Below are 17,025 nucleotides of genomic sequence, written 5' to 3' on the forward strand. Positions count from 1 at the left end.
GGTTTCGCTCCTTTGGGGTTAAGCTTGCAATTCAGGGTGATCCGCAAACAGCGCCAGCGCCTGCGGGTTGGCGAGGCCGGAGAGGTTGCGGACCGGGTGTTTGTTCACCACGTCGCGCACCGCCAGCTCGGCGGTCTTGCCGGATTTGGTGCGCGGGATGTCAGCGACGGCGATGATCTTTGCAGGCACATGCCGCGGTGAGGCGTTCTTGCGGATTTCAGTTTTGATACGGAGGGATAACTCATCGTCCAGTGCGACGCTTTCGGCCATGACCACAAACAGCACCACCCGCACGTCGTTGTCGGAATTTTGGCCGACAACCACCGCGTCCGACACCTCCTCGATCTTGTCGAGCTGGCGGTAAATCTCCGCGGTGCCGATCCGCACACCGCCGGGGTTCAGGGTTGCGTCCGAGCGGCCCAGCACGACAAAGCCGCCGTGCCCGGTTCGGATGGTGAAATCGCCCTGGCGCCAGATGTTGGGATAGGCCTCGAAGTAGCTGGCGCGGTAACGCGCGTTGCCCGGATCGTTCAGAAACCGCACCGGCATCGACGGGTGCGCATTGCGGCAGACCAGCTCGCCTGCCAAGCCCTCCACAGATTCGCCCTGATCGTTCAGGGTGGCCGTATCCAGCCCCAGCATCGGCGCCTGGATCTCGCCCTGATGCACCGGCAAAACCGGGCAGCCGCCGATGAAACAGCCCAGAATATCGGTGCCGCCGCAGATCGAGGCCAGCTGCACATCCGCCTTCCAATCAGCATAGACATGGGCAAACCCCTCCGGCGACAGCGGCGAACCGGTGGACAGAACCACCCGCAGCGCAGCCAGGTCATGGCTGTCCGCGGGCCGGTTCCGGCGCTTGAGAGAGGCGTCTATGTATTTGGCGGAAATACCAAAATGGGTGACTTTCTCCGTCTCGGCCAGATCGAACAGGCGGCGGATACCGGGATGCATCGGGTTGCCGTCGAACAGCACGATCGCGGCCTCGGAGGCCAGCGCCGCCACCTGCCAGTTCCACATCATCCAGTTGCAGGTGGTGTAATAAAACATCCGGTCGCCCGGGCGCAGGTCGCAGTGCAGCTGCTGCTCCACCAGCATCCGCAGCAGGGTGCCGCCGCCGGAATGCTCGATGCACTTGGGCTTGCCGGTGGTGCCAGAGGAGAACATCACATAAAGCGGGTCGCGGAACCCCATCGGGCGGCAGTCCAGCGCCGGGGCGTCATCCTGTTTGAACGCCTCATAAGCCTCCATGCCCTCCGGCAGATCCGCAGCCTCCCCGGCATAGGGCCAGACCACGATGCGTTCGATCGACGGCACCCGGCCGGCGACCTCGGCAATCGCTGCACGGGTGTCAAAGGTCTTGCCGTTATAGAAATAACCGTCGGCGGCGAACATCAGCTTGGGTTCAATCTGACCCAAACGATCCACCACCACATCCGGCCCGCTTTCCGGCGCGCAAGAGGACCAGACCGCCCCCAAGGACGCCGTGGCCAGCATCGCCGCCACGGTCTGCGGCATGTTCGGAACGTAACCGGCCACATGATCGCCAGCGCCGATTCCGGCCTCCCGCAGCGCGGCGGCCAGCTGCTCGACCTCGCGTTTCAACTCCGCGCGGGTCCAGACCATGCGGCGGCCGTCCTCGCCACTGAACACAATGGCCTCGCGCCCATCGGCGTTCTTCAGGAAGGTGTCCACGACGTTCAGCCGCGCCTCGGGGAAGAACCGCACCTGCATCGGGTCGGCATTCGGCAGCAGAGGCACCCCGCCCTGGTCCCCCGCCAGTCCGCAAAACTCCCAGGCCAGCGGCCAGAACGCCTGCGGCCGCGCAACCGACCAGGCGTGCAGATCCGCGAACCTATCCAGCGCCGTGCCGGCAGCGGCAGCGGCTTGCGCCATGAAATCACACAGCAAAGGTTTGCGGCGCACCGAAAGATCCGGCTGCCAAAGAAGGGGAGCAGTTGTCATGGGACTATCTATAATTAGAGAGCAGTCGTCGGTTCAGCATCGGCGGATCGTCAAGAAGCTTGACTTTCCGCGTCAATAGCGCAGGAAATGCCGCCACGCTTATACAGTTCCGGTCAAATAACATACAAATGCCGCCAAACCCGCCGCCAATCTTTGAATTTCTGCTGTTCGACGGATTTTCGAACATGGTGCTGGCCAGCGCCATGGAACCCCTCCGCGATGTGCGGATGAACGCAGGCCAGGAAACGGCGGGCTGGCGGGTCGCCACGTTGGACGGGGCGCCGGTCCGCAGTTCCAGCGGTCTGCAGATCACTCCGGACGGCGCGTTTGACGCAGGCGCCGGCAACCGCACGCTGGTGCTGGTTGCAGGCTACCGCGTGCGTGAACAGCTCAGCCCGGCGCTGCTTGCAAAACTCAGGACCGCCACCCGTCAGGCCAAGCTGGTTCTGGCACTGGACACCGCCGCCTGGCTGCTGGCCGCCGCAGGGGTGCTGGATGGCCATGCCGCAACGATCCACTGGCAGGAACTGGACGCCTTTGCCGAGGCCTTTCCCAAGACCGGGGTTTCCACCGCGCGGTTTGTGCGCTCGGGCCCGTTCATGACGTGCGGCGGGGCCAGCACCGCGCTGGATTTGATGCTGAACCTCATCCAGGATCTCTATGGCTCGGCTGCGGCCTTTGGCGCCTCGACCATGTTTGTCTATGACCCATCGCGCCAGTCGGAACTGAACCGCGGCGCTGCCCGGCTGGAGCAGAAGGGCTCGCCCAAGGTGCTGAAAGCCGCAAACCTGATGGCAGAGACAATCGAGGCGCCACTGAACAGCGCTGACCTGGCAAGGCGGGTATCGCTGTCGGAGCGCACTCTGGCGCGGGCGTTTCAGCGCGATTTGGGGATGACGCCGGGCAAATACTACAAGATGCTGCGGCTTCAGCACGCCCGTTACCTGTCCGAGGAAACCCACCTGAGTCTGGAGCAGATCGCGCTGCGCTGCGGGTTTTCTTCCGCCTCCTCGCTGGGGCGGTCGTACAGCGGGCTCTACGGCCGCACCCTCCGCGAGGCGCGGGCTCAGGAACGGCCTTGGGTGGCTTCCGGCCATAACGCCAAGGACCGCTAGGACACAGCAGCCGGCAGCGGTGCTCAGACCAGTCCCATGGCGATGGCGGAGTGCGGTTCGATCCCGAGATCGGCAAAGCCCGCCATCGCCTCACCGGCGGTATTGTCCTGCTGCATCAGGACGACCTGCGCCTGGGTCAGCGGCGGATTGCGCATCAGCCAAAGCACAGCCGCCGCCGCCCGCCACACTGCAAAAGGCACCGGCAGCAGCAACCGGCGGCGGCCGGAACGGATCGCCAGGCGCTGCAGGATGCCGCGATAGGTGAAAATATCCGGCCCGCCCAGCTCAAACACTTTTCTGCGCGCCCGCGGACCATCAAGCAACCGGCAGACGGCCTCGGCCACATCGCCTGCCCAGACCGGCTGCAAGCGCGTGCGCCCGGTGCCGAACAGCGGGATGACCGGCAGGCGGTCAACGAGTTTTTGCAGGTCGCCGAAAAAGGCGCCGGAGCGGCTGAACATCACGCTGGGGCGCAATACGATGGCGCCGGGGCAGAGACTGCGGATTGCGGCCTCGCCTTCGGCGCGGGCGCGGACATAGGCCGAGACAGAATGCAGGCTGGCGCCGATTCCGGAAATGTGGATCAGGCGCTGACCGTCGTCCAGGCGCACCAGCCGGGCAATTCTTTGGGCCCCATCGACGTGCACGTCCTTGAAGCTCTGGTGGCGGCTTTCGGTGTAACAGCCGATGCAATTGATCACAGCGCCAAAACCCGTCAGGGCCTGTGCCAATCCGCCCGGGTCTGACAGATCCGTCTTGACCAGGCGGATGCCGGTGCTGGCGGAGCCGCCCTGCGCTGCCGCAGCCTCCGGGAACCGTGTGCCGATGCTGACCCGGCAGCCGTGCTCCTGCAGCCGTTGAACCACCCGCCGGCCGAGAAACCCTGTGCCGCCAAGTACAATCACATTCCGGGCACTGGTGGTCATGGGCACGCGCTCCTCATCAGGCCGGGTACAACGGGCCGGCAACGCAGGGTCCTGCCATGCGCAGCCACCGCCCCAGGCGCGAAATGCACCGGACGGAAACAACCCTCGGCCAGCCACCACATAGCGCGGCAGCCCGTGCGGGCCAGTTGCGGCCAATCCGGCTGCCCCGCTATCGGGTTTGCGGTCCCGGCGGCACCCCGCTCGGGGGAGCGCAAGGGGCAGACAGCCCCCTCGCTTGCCTGCTCATTTCTTGAGGTTGGTCCAGATCTGGTCGTAGACTGCCTGGGTCTGCTGATCGCAGACTTCAATAAACACGCCCTCGCCTGCGTCTGCATGGGGGTTCTTTTCCGGCTGGGCGGCCAGCGCCGGGTCCAGGAACGCGCTTACCCCGGTCACACCGGCATTGTACTGCGCATAATTGGTGACCACGGCGATGTTTTCCGGCTCCAGCAGGAAATCCATGAATTTCAGCGCATTGTCCCGGTTGGGCGCGCCCTTCAGCAGAACGACGTTATCCATCCAGGCGATATAGCCCTGGGTCGGATAGGCATATTCCACATTGGCGCCTTCCTCGCGCGCCTTGGCCGCAAAGCCATCATAGATCTGCCCCACGGCGGCATCCCCCGACACCAGAACTTCCTTGGCGGTGTCAGAGTTGAAGGACGCCCAGTGCTGCTTGGCCTGTTGCAGCATCGCATTCAGCGCCTTCAGCTGTTCGCGGTCGGTGGAGCACTGCGGGATCCCCATATGCAGCGAGGCCATCGCCATCACCTCGCCCTGGCTGTCCAGCATGTTGATCTTGCCCGACAATTCCGCCGGCGGCTCAAACAGAATGGCGGTGGTCTGGATATCCCCGTCATAGGCATCCCGGTTCACTGCAAAAGAGGTAGAGCCCCATTGATAGGGGATCGAGGACGCGCGGCCCGGGTCAAAGCCTGGATCGGCCCATACCGGCGCGATATTGCCTTTGTTCTCCAGCTCGCCGTCGGCGATGGTGTCCAGCAGACCCTCGCCCGCCATGATGCTGACCATGTAATCACCCGGCACCGCCAGGTCATAGGTGCCCATACTGCCGGCCTTCAGTGTCGCCAGCATTGATTCATTGGAGTCATAGGTGTCCATTGTCACCTCGATGCCGGTCTCCGCGGTGAATTTTTCCAAGAGCTCCTGCGGCATGTATTCGAACCAGTGGTACAGCACCAGCTTGCCCTCGGCGGCGGCGGCATTGGCGGCCAGGCTCAGCGCAAACGCCGCGGCGCTGGATTTCAGCAGGGTTTTCATGATGTTACTCCCAGGTTGAATTATTTTGTGGTGTCGGATTTGCTGACGAAGTAGCTGATGGTGACCATCACCACCGAGACGCTCAGCAGCATCGTCGAGATCGCCATGATGTTGGGCTTGATGCCCTGTTTGACCGAGCCGAAAATCGCGGTCGGCAGGGTCTCAACCCCCGCGCCCTTGACGAAATTGGTGATAATGAAGTCGTCCAGCGAAACAATGAAGGCGAGCAGAAACCCCGAGATGATGCCCGGCGCCATCAGCGGCATCAGAATTCTGGTAAAGGCCTGCCGCCGGGTGGCGTAGAGATCCATCGCCGCCTGTTCAAAGCTGTCCTCGATTCCCTGCATCCGGGCCGAGATCGGCAGGTAGGCAAAGGGGATGCAAAAGGCGATATGGGCCACCAGAATAGTCATGTAGCCGCGGGTGAAGCCGATGGCGTTAAAGAAGATCAGCGTTGCCACCGCGGTGACGATCTCCGGCACCATCAGCGGCAGGCTGATCAGGCCAAACGACACCGTGCGCAGTTTGAAAGTGCCGCCGCGCACCATCGCCGTGGCCGCCAGCGTGGCAATTGCCGTGCTGGCCGTCGCCGCGATGATGGCAATCGTAAAGCTGTTGATCGCGGCGGTCTTGAACTTGCCGCTTTCCGGTCCGGTGAACACATCGGCGTACCAGCGCAGCGAGATGCCCTCCCAGTTGGTGATCGATTGGGAAGCATTGAAGCTGTAGATGGTGACGATCACCAAAGGGGCATAAAGCACCACCAGGCACAACAGGGTGATCGCGCGGAAGCCTGTGTAGGTCTTTATGTCGTTGTTTACATGCGCCATGGCTCAGCCCCCTGCCTTGTCTGCTTTGGCCTGCTGGCGGGCCGAGAACATCAGGATGACCAGCACCATACTCAGCAGCACCATTGATGCAGCGGCGCCGAACGGCCAATTGCCGGCATTGCCCTTGAACTGTTCCTCGATCAGCGAGCCGATCATGAAGTTCTTGGCTCCACCCAGAAGATCGGGCGCCAGGAACGACCCCATCGAGGGCACGAACACCAGGATGCAGCCCGCCACCACGCCCGGTTTCACCGCCGGCAGCACGATCCGGCGCAGGGTGGTCCATTTGCTGGCGTAAAGATCCGCCGCCGCCTCGGACAGCGAGAAGTTGTAGCGTTCCACCGCCGCATAGACCGGCAGCACCATGAACGGCAGATAGGAGTAGAACAGCCCCAGCTGCACCGCAAAGTTGGTGTTGACGATATGGATCGGGCTATCGATCAGCCCGGTGCCGATCAGGAAGTCATTCAGCGGGCCCTGGTCCCGCAGCAGGAACTTCATCGAAACGGTGCGGATCAGCAGGTTCACCCAATAGGGAATGGTGATCAGGAACACCCACATCGGCCGCGCATGTTCCGGCCGGGTGGCGATGAAATAGGCGGTCGGGAAGCCGATCACCAGGCTCAGCAGCGTTGCCGCCCCGGCCTGCCAGATCGAGCGCCAGAAGATGGTGATATAGGTCCATTCGATCGCCGGCGGCTCATCCCCGAACAGCCCGCGGTCAAAGAAGAACTGATCATAGGCCGAAAGGCTGAATTCCCAGATCACCCCGCCGCGGAATTCCTTGGTCAGGAAAGAATAGACCAGCATCATGCAGACAGGACCCAGCACAAAAATGCCAAGCACCGCCCAGGACGGCAGCAGCAGCCAGCCGCGGGCGTCCTTGTATGTGTCTGCGCGGGCCGAGCCGCCGCTTGCTGCGCCTGCTGCCATCAGTCCATCAGGAGGCGCCCGGCCCCCAGCTCCATGTTGACGAAAATTTCGCTGCCCGGCTCGAAAATCCGCTTGTTTCCGCGGTCGGAATTGGAGGTCCGCACGATGAACTGCGGCCCTTCGGCCAGATCGACCAGAGTGCTGATGTCGGTGCCGACAAAGATGTTCTCGGCGACCCGCCCTTTCAGGCTTTCGGCCTCCACCGGCGCGTCGGACATGAACAGCCGCTCGGGCCGCACCGACATATGCACCTTGGCGCCGGTCCCTATGCCCTCGACCGAATTGCAGGACAGCGCCTGGCCGCCGCCCAGATGGCAGGTCGCTCGGCCGTTCATGACCTGATCCACCGACACCTCCAAAAGATTGGTCTCGCCGATGAAATCCGCCACAAACATATTGCGCGGCTGCTCATAGATCTCGGTCGGGGTGCCCAGCTGCTGCAACTCGCCCGCCGACATCACCGCGATGCGGTCGGACATGGTCAGCGCCTCTTCCTGATCGTGGGTCACAAAGATGAATGTGATCCCGGTTTCCCGCTGCAGGTGCTTCAGTTCCAGCTGCATCTGCTTGCGCAGTTTCAGGTCCAGCGCCGACAGCGGCTCATCCAGAAGCAGGACTTTGGGCTGCGGCGCCAGCGCACGCGCCAGCGCCACACGCTGCTGCTGGCCACCGGAGAGCTGGGACGGTTTGCGGGCAGCGAACTGCGACAGCTGCACCAGCTCCAGCATTTCGCCTGCGCGGGTGCGAGCCTCAGCCTTGGACTTGCCGCGCATTTCCAAGCCAAAGGCGACGTTGTCCAGGTTCGTCATATGCGGAAACAGCGCATAGTTCTGAAACACCGTGTTCACCGGCCGCTGGTGCGGGGGAAGTTTGGCAATCTCCTCGCCAAACAGCAGGATCTCTCCTTCGGTCACATCCTCGAACCCGGCGATCATCCGCAAAAGCGTGGTCTTGCCGCAGCCAGACGGCCCCAGCAGGGTGAAGAACTCATTGTCCTCGATGGTCAGCGAGATCCGCTTGAGGGCTGTGAAATCGCCATAGCGCTTGACCGCATTGCGCACATCAATTGCGTTTGTCGTATTGCCGGGCACTTGCGCTTCCCCCTCTGCCGCATGTCGTTTGATCCAGCATAGGCAGCGGCGGGGGTGTGGCTAAGAATTGACTTCCTCAGCAAATGTTAGTCTGCGCCTAATCTTTTAAAGTTGTTCAGCGTCAATAGATTAGCATTTTCATGGCGAGACTTTCCGGGCGGGGAACTGCAGCGCTCCGCAGGGAAACCGGGATACGCCCGGGGGGCCGCATCCGCACGGCGCCGGGGGAAACGGGAAAATTGTCATCTGACAATTCCGCTGGAACTCAAAGCCAAATCCGCCATCAGAACAAAGCCGCAGCATCCTGCGCCGCCCCTGCCGCTACTGTGTCAGGCCGCCGAGGATGCGGTCCATCATCGCGTCGCAGGCCGTCAGCTGGCGCAGCTCCAGATATTCGTCGGGCTTGTGCCCCTGCCCCGCCATCGAGCCGGGACCGCAGACAACGGTCGGCACGCCCAGCTGATGGAAAAACCCGGCCTCGGTGCCAAAGGCAACTTTTGTGGTGCGGCTGCTCCGGGCGAGCGTCCGGGCATAATCGGCGACCGCACTGTCCGCTGGCACATCCAGACCGGGGTAGGCGTTGTATTGCTCCACCTCGATGCGGGCGTCCTTTGCCGGATAGCGGCAGGAAACCCGGTCTGCCGCGTCCCGGATCCGCGCCAGTATGTCCGCGCCCCGGTCAGCCGCCAGATGGCGGTACTCAAAGGTCAGCTCAGCCCGGTCCGGCACGATGTTCAGCGCGGTGCCGCCGGACATTTTCCCCGCGTGGACAGTGGAATAGGGCACGTCATAGGCTGCGTCCCGCGGGCCATTGGCGGCGAAATCCGCCTGCAGCGCGCGCAGTTCGGCCAGCAAGTCCGCCGCCAGGTGCAGCGCGTTGGTAAAATCCGGTGCCAGGGCGGAATGGCCGCTTTGGCCGTGGCACACAGCACGCAGGGCAGCCTTGCCCTTGTGGCCGATGGCCACCTGCATTTCCGTTGGCTCTCCCACGATACAGGCCCGCGGGCTGCCGATCAGCGGTGCCAGCCGCTCCAGCATTTGTTGAATGCCGACGCAGCCGACTTCTTCGTCATAAGACAGCACAATTTTCAACGGCTCGTTCAAATTTACTGATGCCGCCCGGTCCGCCAGCGCCAGAACACTGGCCGCATATCCCTTCATATCGGTGGTACCGCGGCCATAGATGCGCTCGCCCTCGCGGGTCAGTCGGAAAGGGTCGCGGGTCCACTCCTGGCCGTCCACCGGCACCACATCAGTATGCGCCGACAGCAGAACCCCCGGCCCTGCCAGGCCTTTTTCGGCATAAAGCCCCGTTTTGGTGCCATCCGGCGACGGCAGCCGCGTCACCGCAAAGCCGCGCTCCACCAGAAAGGCCCCGGCATAGGCGGCCAGGTCCAGATTGGAGTTGCGGCTGACCGTGTCAAACGCGATCAGCCGCTCCAGGATCTCCAGCGTCCGTGACGTGTCAGTCAAGCCGGAACCCGATTTTGAGCGCGACCTGGTAGTGCGCGACCTTGGCGTTCTCGACATGGCCGCGGATCTCGCCGACCTCGAACCAGCTGATGTGGTCGATGGTCTTGGACGCTTTGGCAATCGCGCCGCTTACCGCATCCTCGATGCTGCTGGCGGAGCTGCCCACCACATCGACCGTCTTGTAAATTGAGTCACTCATCACTTTTCTCCTCACTCTGCAGCCAGCTCGGTGATCTCGCGGCGGAATGGCAGCGCATCGCCGATATCCGGCTCATCCAGCTCCCGCGCATAACGGTGGCCTGCGTAAGTAGCCCACGCAATCGGCCCCGGCGCGTTCGCATCGCCGATCAGTTTGACCGATTTGATGCCTGCGTCCAGCCATTCCGCCTCGCGGGAGAGGAGATTTTCATAAAGCCCATCGTTACCAATGCGCGAAGCGACCATCACAACCGCGTCCGCCTCGATATTCCAGGTGCGGTCCGTATAGGTGCAGTTGGAGACCACATAACCGGCGTGGATTTCACTAATGCCCTGATTGAGAACGATTTCCACCCCGGCGTCGACCAGCCGCGGATGGATCGCCACCTGCTCCAGAGTGTTGTTGGTCCAGTCGCTGACATAGGCCGAGGGTGTCACCAGCGTCACCTGCGCGCCTTTTGACGCCAGCAGCTCGGCCAGCACCCCGCCCATGTAATAATGGTCATCATCATAAACCACCACACGGCCTTCGGGGATGGTGCCGTCCATCAGGTCATCGGGGGTATAGATCCTTGCGCCTGCGGCAATCGGCATCGGCACCACGTGCTGGCGCGCGACCCCGTCGGCGCGCCATGTCGCTCCGGTTGCGATGCAGATGTTTTCAAAGCCGAATTCCAGAATGCTGTCCGCATCCAACGGGCTTTCGCGGTAGATCTCCACATTCGGGCGCTGGCTCAGCTGGTAGTCGCGGTAATCCACCACCCGGCCCCAGGCGTTGAGGCCCGGCAGCATGCGTTCGCGCGTTACCCGGCCGCCGATCACATCCTTGGCCTCGGCCACCGCCACGTCATAGCCGCGGCGGCACAGCGCCCAGGCGGCCTCCAGACCAGCCGGGCCGGAGCCGACCACCAGCACGTTATCGCTGCCGCCCTTGGTGTTCATCTTTTCCGGATGCCAGCCCTTGCGCCATTCCTCCATAAAGGTCGGGTTCTGGGTGCAGCGGCTGATCGACATAGTCATGTCGCCGGTGATGCAGATGTTGCAGCCGATGCATTCGCGGATGTCCTCGATGCGGCCTTCCTCGATCTTTTTTGGCAGGAAGGGATCGGCGATCGACGGCCGCGCGCAGCCGATGAAGTCGAGCGTGCCGGATTTCACCATCCTGGCCATCACGTCGGGGCTGGTGAAGCGGCCGACACCGACGATGGGTTTCTCCGTCAGCTCATGAATGCCGCGCACCAGCTGTTCCTGCGCGGCCTCTTCCTTGAAACGGCTGGGGCCGGAACAATCCTCCCACGTCCCCTGCGCCAGGTCCCACAGATCCGGCAGGTCCTTGTTCATCTCGATGTAATCGCGCACCTCGGCGTTGGAAAAACCCAGCTCGCCGATGGTTTCGTCCAGGCTGACCCGCAGCGTGATCGCCATGGTATCGCCCACCGCATCGCGCATGTCCGCGATGACTTCCTGGCTGAACCGCGCGCGGTTCTCCAAGCTGCCGCCGTACTCATCAGAACGCTGGTTGGTCGCCCGGCTCAGGAAGTGCTGGAAAATGCCGAACCCATGCGCGCCATAAAGGCAGATCAGGTCGAAGCCAGCGTCCTTGGACCGTTTCGCCGCATTCACGAACCAGCGGCGCAGATCCCTGATGTCCTGCTTGTCCAGCGCGCGCGCCTGCACCGGGTCATTGGTAAAGGTGCGGATCGGCAGCGCCGAGGGCGCCAGCGGCACTTCCTTGGAATAAAGGTTCGGCCCGTTGATCCCGGAATAGGCCAGCTGAATGCCGGCCAGCGCGCCGTGCGTCTTCATCCGCTCCGACATCTTCCTGAGCTGCGGGATATCCTTGTCCTCCCACAGGCGCAGTTCGATAAAGGGGGTGATCTCGCTGGTGTGGTGCATCTCGCATTGTTCGGTGAAAATCACCCCCCAGCCGCCTTCGGCCTTGATGCCGCGCATCGCTGCCGCCGCCGACGGATCGCGGTAACCGCCGCCGTTGCAATGCGGCACCTGGTAAAACCGGTTCTTGGCGGTAAGCGGGCCGATGTTCATCGGCTCGAACAGAATGTCATAGCGGGGATCGCGCAATTTCCATCTCCTTTGGTGCAAGAGCACTCAAAGGGTACAGGACTGGGCGGGGCGCGAAAGGTCAGCTTGCGGAAGCATTGATTAGCCTGCCGCTAAGCCGCTGGCCTACCCCTGCGGTACGGCGTTCAAACCGGGCAAGGCGCCGGCCTTCACCAAGTCCGTGCAATGCTCGACAAAGGAGCGGATGGTGATTGAGTTTTCCGAGTCCGGTGCCATCAGCAGCCCCATCCGCATCGGCCGCAAATCGCCCTTCAGCGGGATGAACTTCAGCGTCTTGCCGTCGGGGGACTGGTCATTGATGGGACGGATATTGGCAATCGAATAGCCGTATCCATTGGCTACCAGACTGCGCATCACCGCGATGTCGCGGGTGCGTTCGGCCACGTTGGGCTTGATCCCGGCCTCATGGAAAAACGACAGGAAGTACTCGGCGCTGAACGGCAGGTCCAGCAGCACCATCGGATGCTCGCGCAGTTCCTTCACCGTGACCTCCGGCAGATCCGCCAGCGGATGCCCCTCGCCGACCAGCGCATAGGGCGGCAGCTCCGCCAGGGTGATGAACCGCAGATCCGCCGGAATATCCAGATTGTAGGTCAGCGCAATGTCCAGCTCCGCCCGCCGGATACCGCTGAAAATTGCCGCCTGATCCAGCTCGATCTGGCGCACATGCACGTCCTTGTAGCGGTCCTCGAACCCGCGCCGCACCGCAGGCAGCACCACCTGGGCAAAGGTCAGCAGGCAGCCGATCGCCAGCGGCCCCCGCACCTGGCCGGAGATATCGCCGGCAATATCCATCAGCCGGTCCGCCTCGTGCAGGACGCTGCGGGCCTGCTCCAGCATCACCCGCCCCGCCTGGGTCAGCGCCAGCCCTTGCGCGTGCTGGCGCACAAACAGCGGCAGCCCGAATTCCTGTTCAAGCTGCGCAATCGCCGCCGAGATCGACGGCGACGACACGTTCACTTTCTCCGAGGCCAGCGCGATTGAGCCCGCCTCCCCGACCGCAACGAAATACTCCAACTGGCGCAGCGTGTATCTGACTGGCAAGGGCAGGCTCTCCCGGGGCTTGGCGGATCAGGTCTTGTACTTGATCCAGGTGGTCTTCAGCGCAGTGTACTTCTCCAGCGAGTGCAAGGACAGGTCCCGCCCGAAACCGGACTGTTTCATGCCCCCGAACGGCGTCTGCGCCGACAGCGCGTCCACCGTGTTAACCGACACCGTGCCCACCTGCAGGCGGTCCGCCACCCGGCAGGCGCGGCTGAGGTTATCGGTCCAGACCGATGCCGCCAGCCCATAGACCGAGTCATTGGCCATTGCGACGGCCTCATCCTCGCGGTCAAAGGGAATAACCGACAGCACAGGGCCAAAAATCTCATCCCGCGCCAGCGGGTCGCCGTGGCTGACGTCATCAAAAATCGTCGGCTGCACGAAACATCCCTTGCCATCCACGGTGATCCGTTCGCCGCCCGCCACCAGATTGGCTGATGCCTTGCCCGCCTCGACAAAACGCAGGATGCCCTCGGTCTGTTTCTCATCCACGATGGCCCCCATTTTCGACGCCGGATCCAGCGGATCGCCCGGCTGGGTGGCTTCGGCGCGGGCAATCAGCTTCTCGACAAATTCCTGCTGAATCGAACGTTCCACATAAAGCCGCGAGTTGGCAGAGCAGACTTCGCCCTGGTTGAAGAAAATCCCGAAGGCCGCCATATCCGCCGCCGCCTCCAGATCCCCGCAATCGGCAAACACCAGATTGGGGCTCTTGCCGCCGGTCTCGGGCCAGACCTGTTTCAGGTTCGACTGGCCGGAATACTGCATGAACATCTTGCCGATGGCAGTCGATCCGGTAAAGGCAAGGCAATCCACATCCATATGCAGCCCCAGCGCCTTGCCCGCGGTGGCGCCATAACCCGGCACCACGTTGAAGACCCCGTGCGGAACTCCGGCTTCCGCCGCCAGCTCCGCCAGCCGCAGCGCGCTCAGCGGCGATTGCTCCGCAGGCTTCAGCACAACCGAATTGCCCGCCGCCAGCGCCGCCGCCGCCTTCCAGGTCGCCATGTCCAGCGGGAAGTTCCAGGGCGTCACCGCCCCCACCACCCCCAAAGGCACGCGGGAGACCAGCGCCAAATCGCCCGGCCCGGTCGGCGCCACCTCGTCATAAATCTTGTCGATGGCCTCGGCGTGCCACTGGAAAAAATGCGCCGAGCCGGGCGCATCCACCGTCGCCGCATCGGTCACCAGCTTGCCCATGTCGAGCGAATCCAGCAGCGCCATCTCCTCCAGATTGGCGCGGATCAGGTCGGCCAACCGCAGCAGCACCGCCTTGCGATCCCCCGGCGCCATCTGCGACCAGCGCCCGTCCTCGAACGCCCGGCGCCCGGCGGCCACCGCGCGGTTCACGTCCTCTGCATCACATTCGGCAACCTGCGCCAGAACCTCGCCGGTCGCGGGGTTCACACTGGCAAAGGTTTTCCCCGACGCGGCATCCGTGAATTTGCCATCAATGAAAGCCTGCCGGCGGAAAGACAGCGCCGCCGCGCGGCTTTTCCAGTCGTCATAGCTGTAGTCCAGCATCTCTTTCCCTCCCTGATCCGCCGCGCTCATTCGTCGCCGGGCACGCCGTAGGACGGCGCCTCCCGCGGGTCGAGCGCACGCTGCACATAGGCGTCCAGCTGCGGCTTGTAGATCTCCCAGGCGGCGGCAATGTTCTCGATGGGGCAGTCCCCGGTCCAGTCGCAGCGCAGATCCGCCACCGGCCAGCTCACCTTGTCGACGAGTTTCATGCCTGCCGAATGCACCGGCCCGGCTTCGCCGCCCGCCGCCAGCCCGGCGCGCATCGCGGCAATCAGCCGGTCGCCCAGATGCCCTTCAGCCGACTGAAACCCGTCCACAACCGCCTGGCACACCCCGTCATTGGCCAAAAGATTGCCGCCCGAGGCCGCGTCCTTGCCTTCCGCCTGGGTCCAGATCCCCAGGGAATTCGGCCCCGAATGAATGGCGGTGCCGCCGATGCTGTCCACCGCCAGCACCTGCCGGTAGTCGATGAACCGGCCGATCTCGCGCACCTTGGCCACCGCCGCCGCGGCGGTCATGCCCTGCTCCATCAGATCCAGCGCCAGCGGGCCGAGGCTGGGATCGGTCACATTCTGGCTCGCCACCGCGCCAACGCCGGCGCGGGCAAAGGCACAGCGCGCCGCCACCGCCGGCGAAGAGGACGAAACCGCCACCCCGAACATGCCAGTCTGCGCACAGCGCGCCACAAGCGAAAAGGTCATTGCCGAACTCCCTGCTGCTTCTTTCTGGTTAAAAATTCTCCCGGGGGAGTGCGAGCGGGCAGGCAGCCCCCTCGTTTCCGCCCTTACTCCGGAATCACCGCCGTGCCGTCGATCTCCACCAGCCAGTCGGGCCGCGCCAGCGCCTGCACCACCAGCCCGGTCGAAACCGGATGCACGCCCTTGATGTATTCGCCCATGGTGCGGTAGACCGCCTCGCGGTGGCGCACGTCGGTGATATAGACCACCACCTTCACCAGATGCTCCATCGAGCCGCCTGCCTCCTCGATCAGCTGCTGGATGTTCTGCATCACCTTATGGGTCTGCTCGGCCGGATCGTGGCTGTCGATGTTCTTTGCATCCTCCAGGTTCTGCGGGCACTGGCCGCGCAGGTAGACGGTCTTGCCGCCGCTGGTCACCACCGCCTGGCACAGATCGTTGTCCAGGTTCTGTTCCGGATAGGTGTCAGAGGTGTTGAATTTTCGGATACGGATATGGGCCATGGTGTCCTCCTGGCGTGGCGGGATATCGGCGCCGCCGGGGCATCGCCCGGCGGCAGGGGTCAGACAGCGTCCGCGCGGGGCTCGCCGGGACGGCGGTAGCCCTCATAGTGGCGCTGGATGGCGATCTGGTCGGCCACATGCTTGGCATCATGCCAGACCCCCCAGATAAAGGTCGAGCCGCGCCGCGTCTGCCAGGGCAGCCCCAGGAAATAGATCCCCGGCTCGGCCGACACGCCGCGCTGATGCTGCGGGCGGCCTTGGGCGTCAAAGGCATCGACCTGCATCCAGCTGAAATCCTGGCGGAAACCGGTGGCCCAAAGGATCGTGCTGATGCCTTCCTCTGCCAGATCCAGCGCCCGCACCGGATCGGTCAGGCTTGCGGGGTCCGGGAACGAACGGCGCGCGTCCGGTTCCTCCGGCAGATCAATCCCGGTGCGCGCCACATAAGCGTCAGCCAGATCCAGCATCTTCAGGTAATCGGCGTCGCCGCTGGCGATGTTGTCCTGCAGATCAGCGGCAAAATTCAGCACCCCGGCCTCATAGGATTCCGTCAGCCCCAGAAGGGTCACGCCCTCGCCGGCCAAGCGGCGGAAATCCATAGTCCGGCCGCCGTAGGCGCCGCTGACCGAGATCGTCACATGCTCCTTGCCCGGCTCCATCGCCGCCTGGTCCCACAGGCCCAAGACCCCCAGCCACCAGACAAAATCGCGGCCCCGGTACATCCGCGGCGGGCGGTCGTGCGGGCCGACCGACAGATACACCTTGCGGCCCGCCCGGTTCAGCTCATCGGCGATCTGTGCGCCGGAAGAGCCGGCACCGACCACCAGCACGGCGCCTTCGGGCAGCTGCTCAGGGTTGCGGTAATGGAAGGAATGCAGCTGATTCACCTCGGCACTTTCCGGCACCAGCGGCGGGATCACCGGGTGCTGAAAGGCGCCGGTTGCAGCCACAATCCGCTGCGTCTCGATCACCCCGCCCGAGGTTTCGACCCGAAAACCGCCCTGCCCTTCGATCCGGGTGGCGCTGGTCACCTCAACCCCGGTGCGGACGGGGGCCTTGATCCGTTCGGCATATTCGGCAAAGTAATCCGCCACCCTCTCCTTGCCGGCAAAGGCCTCAGGATCGGTGCCGGTGAATTCGAGATTGGGAAAGCGGTCATGCCAGGCCGGGCCGTTTGCCACCAGCGAATCCCAGCGCCCGGTGCGCCAGGCCTCGGCGATGCGGTTCTTTTCCAGCACCAGATGCGGCACGCCATGGCGGGTCAGATGCTCGCTCATGGCAACGCCCGCCTGACCCGCACCGACTACCAGCGTGTCTATCTTTTCAATCGCCATCCCGAAACCCTCTCCTGACACTGCGGCA

The 17,025-nt window shown here is 63.6% G+C and carries 15 protein-coding genes; 1 reads left to right on the top strand and 14 read right to left on the bottom strand.

From position 1 onward, the window contains the following. Nucleotides 1–18 precede the first annotated feature (18 nt). Nucleotides 19–1,965 carry an acetoacetate--CoA ligase gene (locus tag VOI29_RS00125; RefSeq protein WP_323775431.1) on the bottom strand — a complete coding sequence of 649 codons (1,947 nt, stop codon included), beginning with the start codon at nt 1,963–1,965 and terminating at the stop codon, nt 19–21. A gap of 128 nt (nt 1,966–2,093) precedes the next feature. Here VOI29_RS00125 and VOI29_RS00130 point away from each other — a divergent pair, with 128 nt between their 5' ends. Further along, nucleotides 2,094–3,080: a GlxA family transcriptional regulator gene (locus tag VOI29_RS00130; protein WP_323775432.1), complete on the top strand. Its 987-nt coding sequence runs from the start codon at nt 2,094–2,096 to the stop codon at nt 3,078–3,080. A 23-nt stretch (nt 3,081–3,103) separates the two neighbouring features. Here the strand turns inward: VOI29_RS00130 and VOI29_RS00135 are convergent, their stop codons facing one another. The 13 genes from VOI29_RS00135 to VOI29_RS00195 form a co-directional block, all read right to left on the bottom strand. After that, nucleotides 3,104–4,006 carry a complex I NDUFA9 subunit family protein gene (locus VOI29_RS00135; protein WP_323775433.1) on the bottom strand — a complete coding sequence of 301 codons (903 nt, stop codon included), beginning with the start codon at nt 4,004–4,006 and terminating at the stop codon, nt 3,104–3,106. Between the two features lie 243 nt (nt 4,007–4,249). Then, the gene (locus VOI29_RS00140) at nt 4,250–5,287 is read right to left on the bottom strand and encodes an extracellular solute-binding protein (protein ID WP_323775434.1); all 1,038 of its coding nucleotides are present in this window, start codon (nt 5,285–5,287) and stop codon (nt 4,250–4,252) included. Between the two features lie 20 nt (nt 5,288–5,307). Beyond that, on the bottom strand, nt 5,308–6,117 hold the full coding sequence (locus VOI29_RS00145) for an ABC transporter permease (RefSeq protein ID WP_323775435.1): 810 nt from the start codon (nt 6,115–6,117) through the stop codon (nt 5,308–5,310). A 3-nt stretch (nt 6,118–6,120) separates the two neighbouring features. Continuing rightward, nucleotides 6,121–7,050, bottom strand: coding sequence for an ABC transporter permease (locus VOI29_RS00150; protein WP_323775436.1), 930 nt, complete (start codon nt 7,048–7,050; stop codon nt 6,121–6,123). Beyond that, nucleotides 7,050–8,141: an ABC transporter ATP-binding protein gene (locus VOI29_RS00155; protein ID WP_323775437.1), complete on the bottom strand. Its 1,092-nt coding sequence runs from the start codon at nt 8,139–8,141 to the stop codon at nt 7,050–7,052. The genes VOI29_RS00150 and VOI29_RS00155 overlap by 1 nt, the downstream gene beginning before the upstream one ends. 321 nt (nt 8,142–8,462) lie before the next feature. Next, the gene (argE, locus tag VOI29_RS00160) at nt 8,463–9,614 is read right to left on the bottom strand and encodes an acetylornithine deacetylase (protein ID WP_323775438.1); all 1,152 of its coding nucleotides are present in this window, start codon (nt 9,612–9,614) and stop codon (nt 8,463–8,465) included. Next, a complete protein-coding gene (locus VOI29_RS00165; protein WP_323775439.1) occupies nt 9,607–9,813 on the bottom strand; it encodes a dodecin in 207 nt (68 codons plus the stop codon). Before VOI29_RS00165 ends, argE begins: the two co-directional genes overlap by 8 nt. An 11-nt stretch (nt 9,814–9,824) precedes the next feature. Then, a complete protein-coding gene (locus tag VOI29_RS00170) occupies nt 9,825–11,894 on the bottom strand; it encodes an FAD-dependent oxidoreductase (RefSeq protein WP_323775440.1) in 2,070 nt (689 codons plus the stop codon). A 105-nt stretch (nt 11,895–11,999) separates the two neighbouring features. After that, complete coding sequence (locus tag VOI29_RS00175) at nt 12,000–12,938, bottom strand: LysR substrate-binding domain-containing protein (protein WP_323775441.1); 939 nt, start codon at nt 12,936–12,938, stop codon at nt 12,000–12,002. Nucleotides 12,939–12,965: 27 nt separating this feature from the next. After that, complete coding sequence (locus tag VOI29_RS00180; RefSeq protein ID WP_323775442.1) at nt 12,966–14,462, bottom strand: aldehyde dehydrogenase; 1,497 nt, start codon at nt 14,460–14,462, stop codon at nt 12,966–12,968. 26 nt (nt 14,463–14,488) lie between these two features. After that, on the bottom strand, nt 14,489–15,163 hold the full coding sequence (locus tag VOI29_RS00185) for a DUF1028 domain-containing protein (RefSeq protein ID WP_323775443.1): 675 nt from the start codon (nt 15,161–15,163) through the stop codon (nt 14,489–14,491). Between the two features lie 83 nt (nt 15,164–15,246). Further along, complete coding sequence (locus VOI29_RS00190) at nt 15,247–15,663, bottom strand: RidA family protein (RefSeq protein WP_323775444.1); 417 nt, start codon at nt 15,661–15,663, stop codon at nt 15,247–15,249. 59 nt (nt 15,664–15,722) lie between these two features. Continuing rightward, complete coding sequence (locus tag VOI29_RS00195; protein WP_323775445.1) at nt 15,723–16,997, bottom strand: NAD(P)/FAD-dependent oxidoreductase; 1,275 nt, start codon at nt 16,995–16,997, stop codon at nt 15,723–15,725. Nucleotides 16,998–17,025: the final 28 nt, after the last annotated feature.

The sequence above is a fragment of the Leisingera sp. genome (assembly GCF_034669605.1).
In the GTDB taxonomy this organism is placed as follows: domain Bacteria; phylum Pseudomonadota; class Alphaproteobacteria; order Rhodobacterales; family Rhodobacteraceae; genus Leisingera.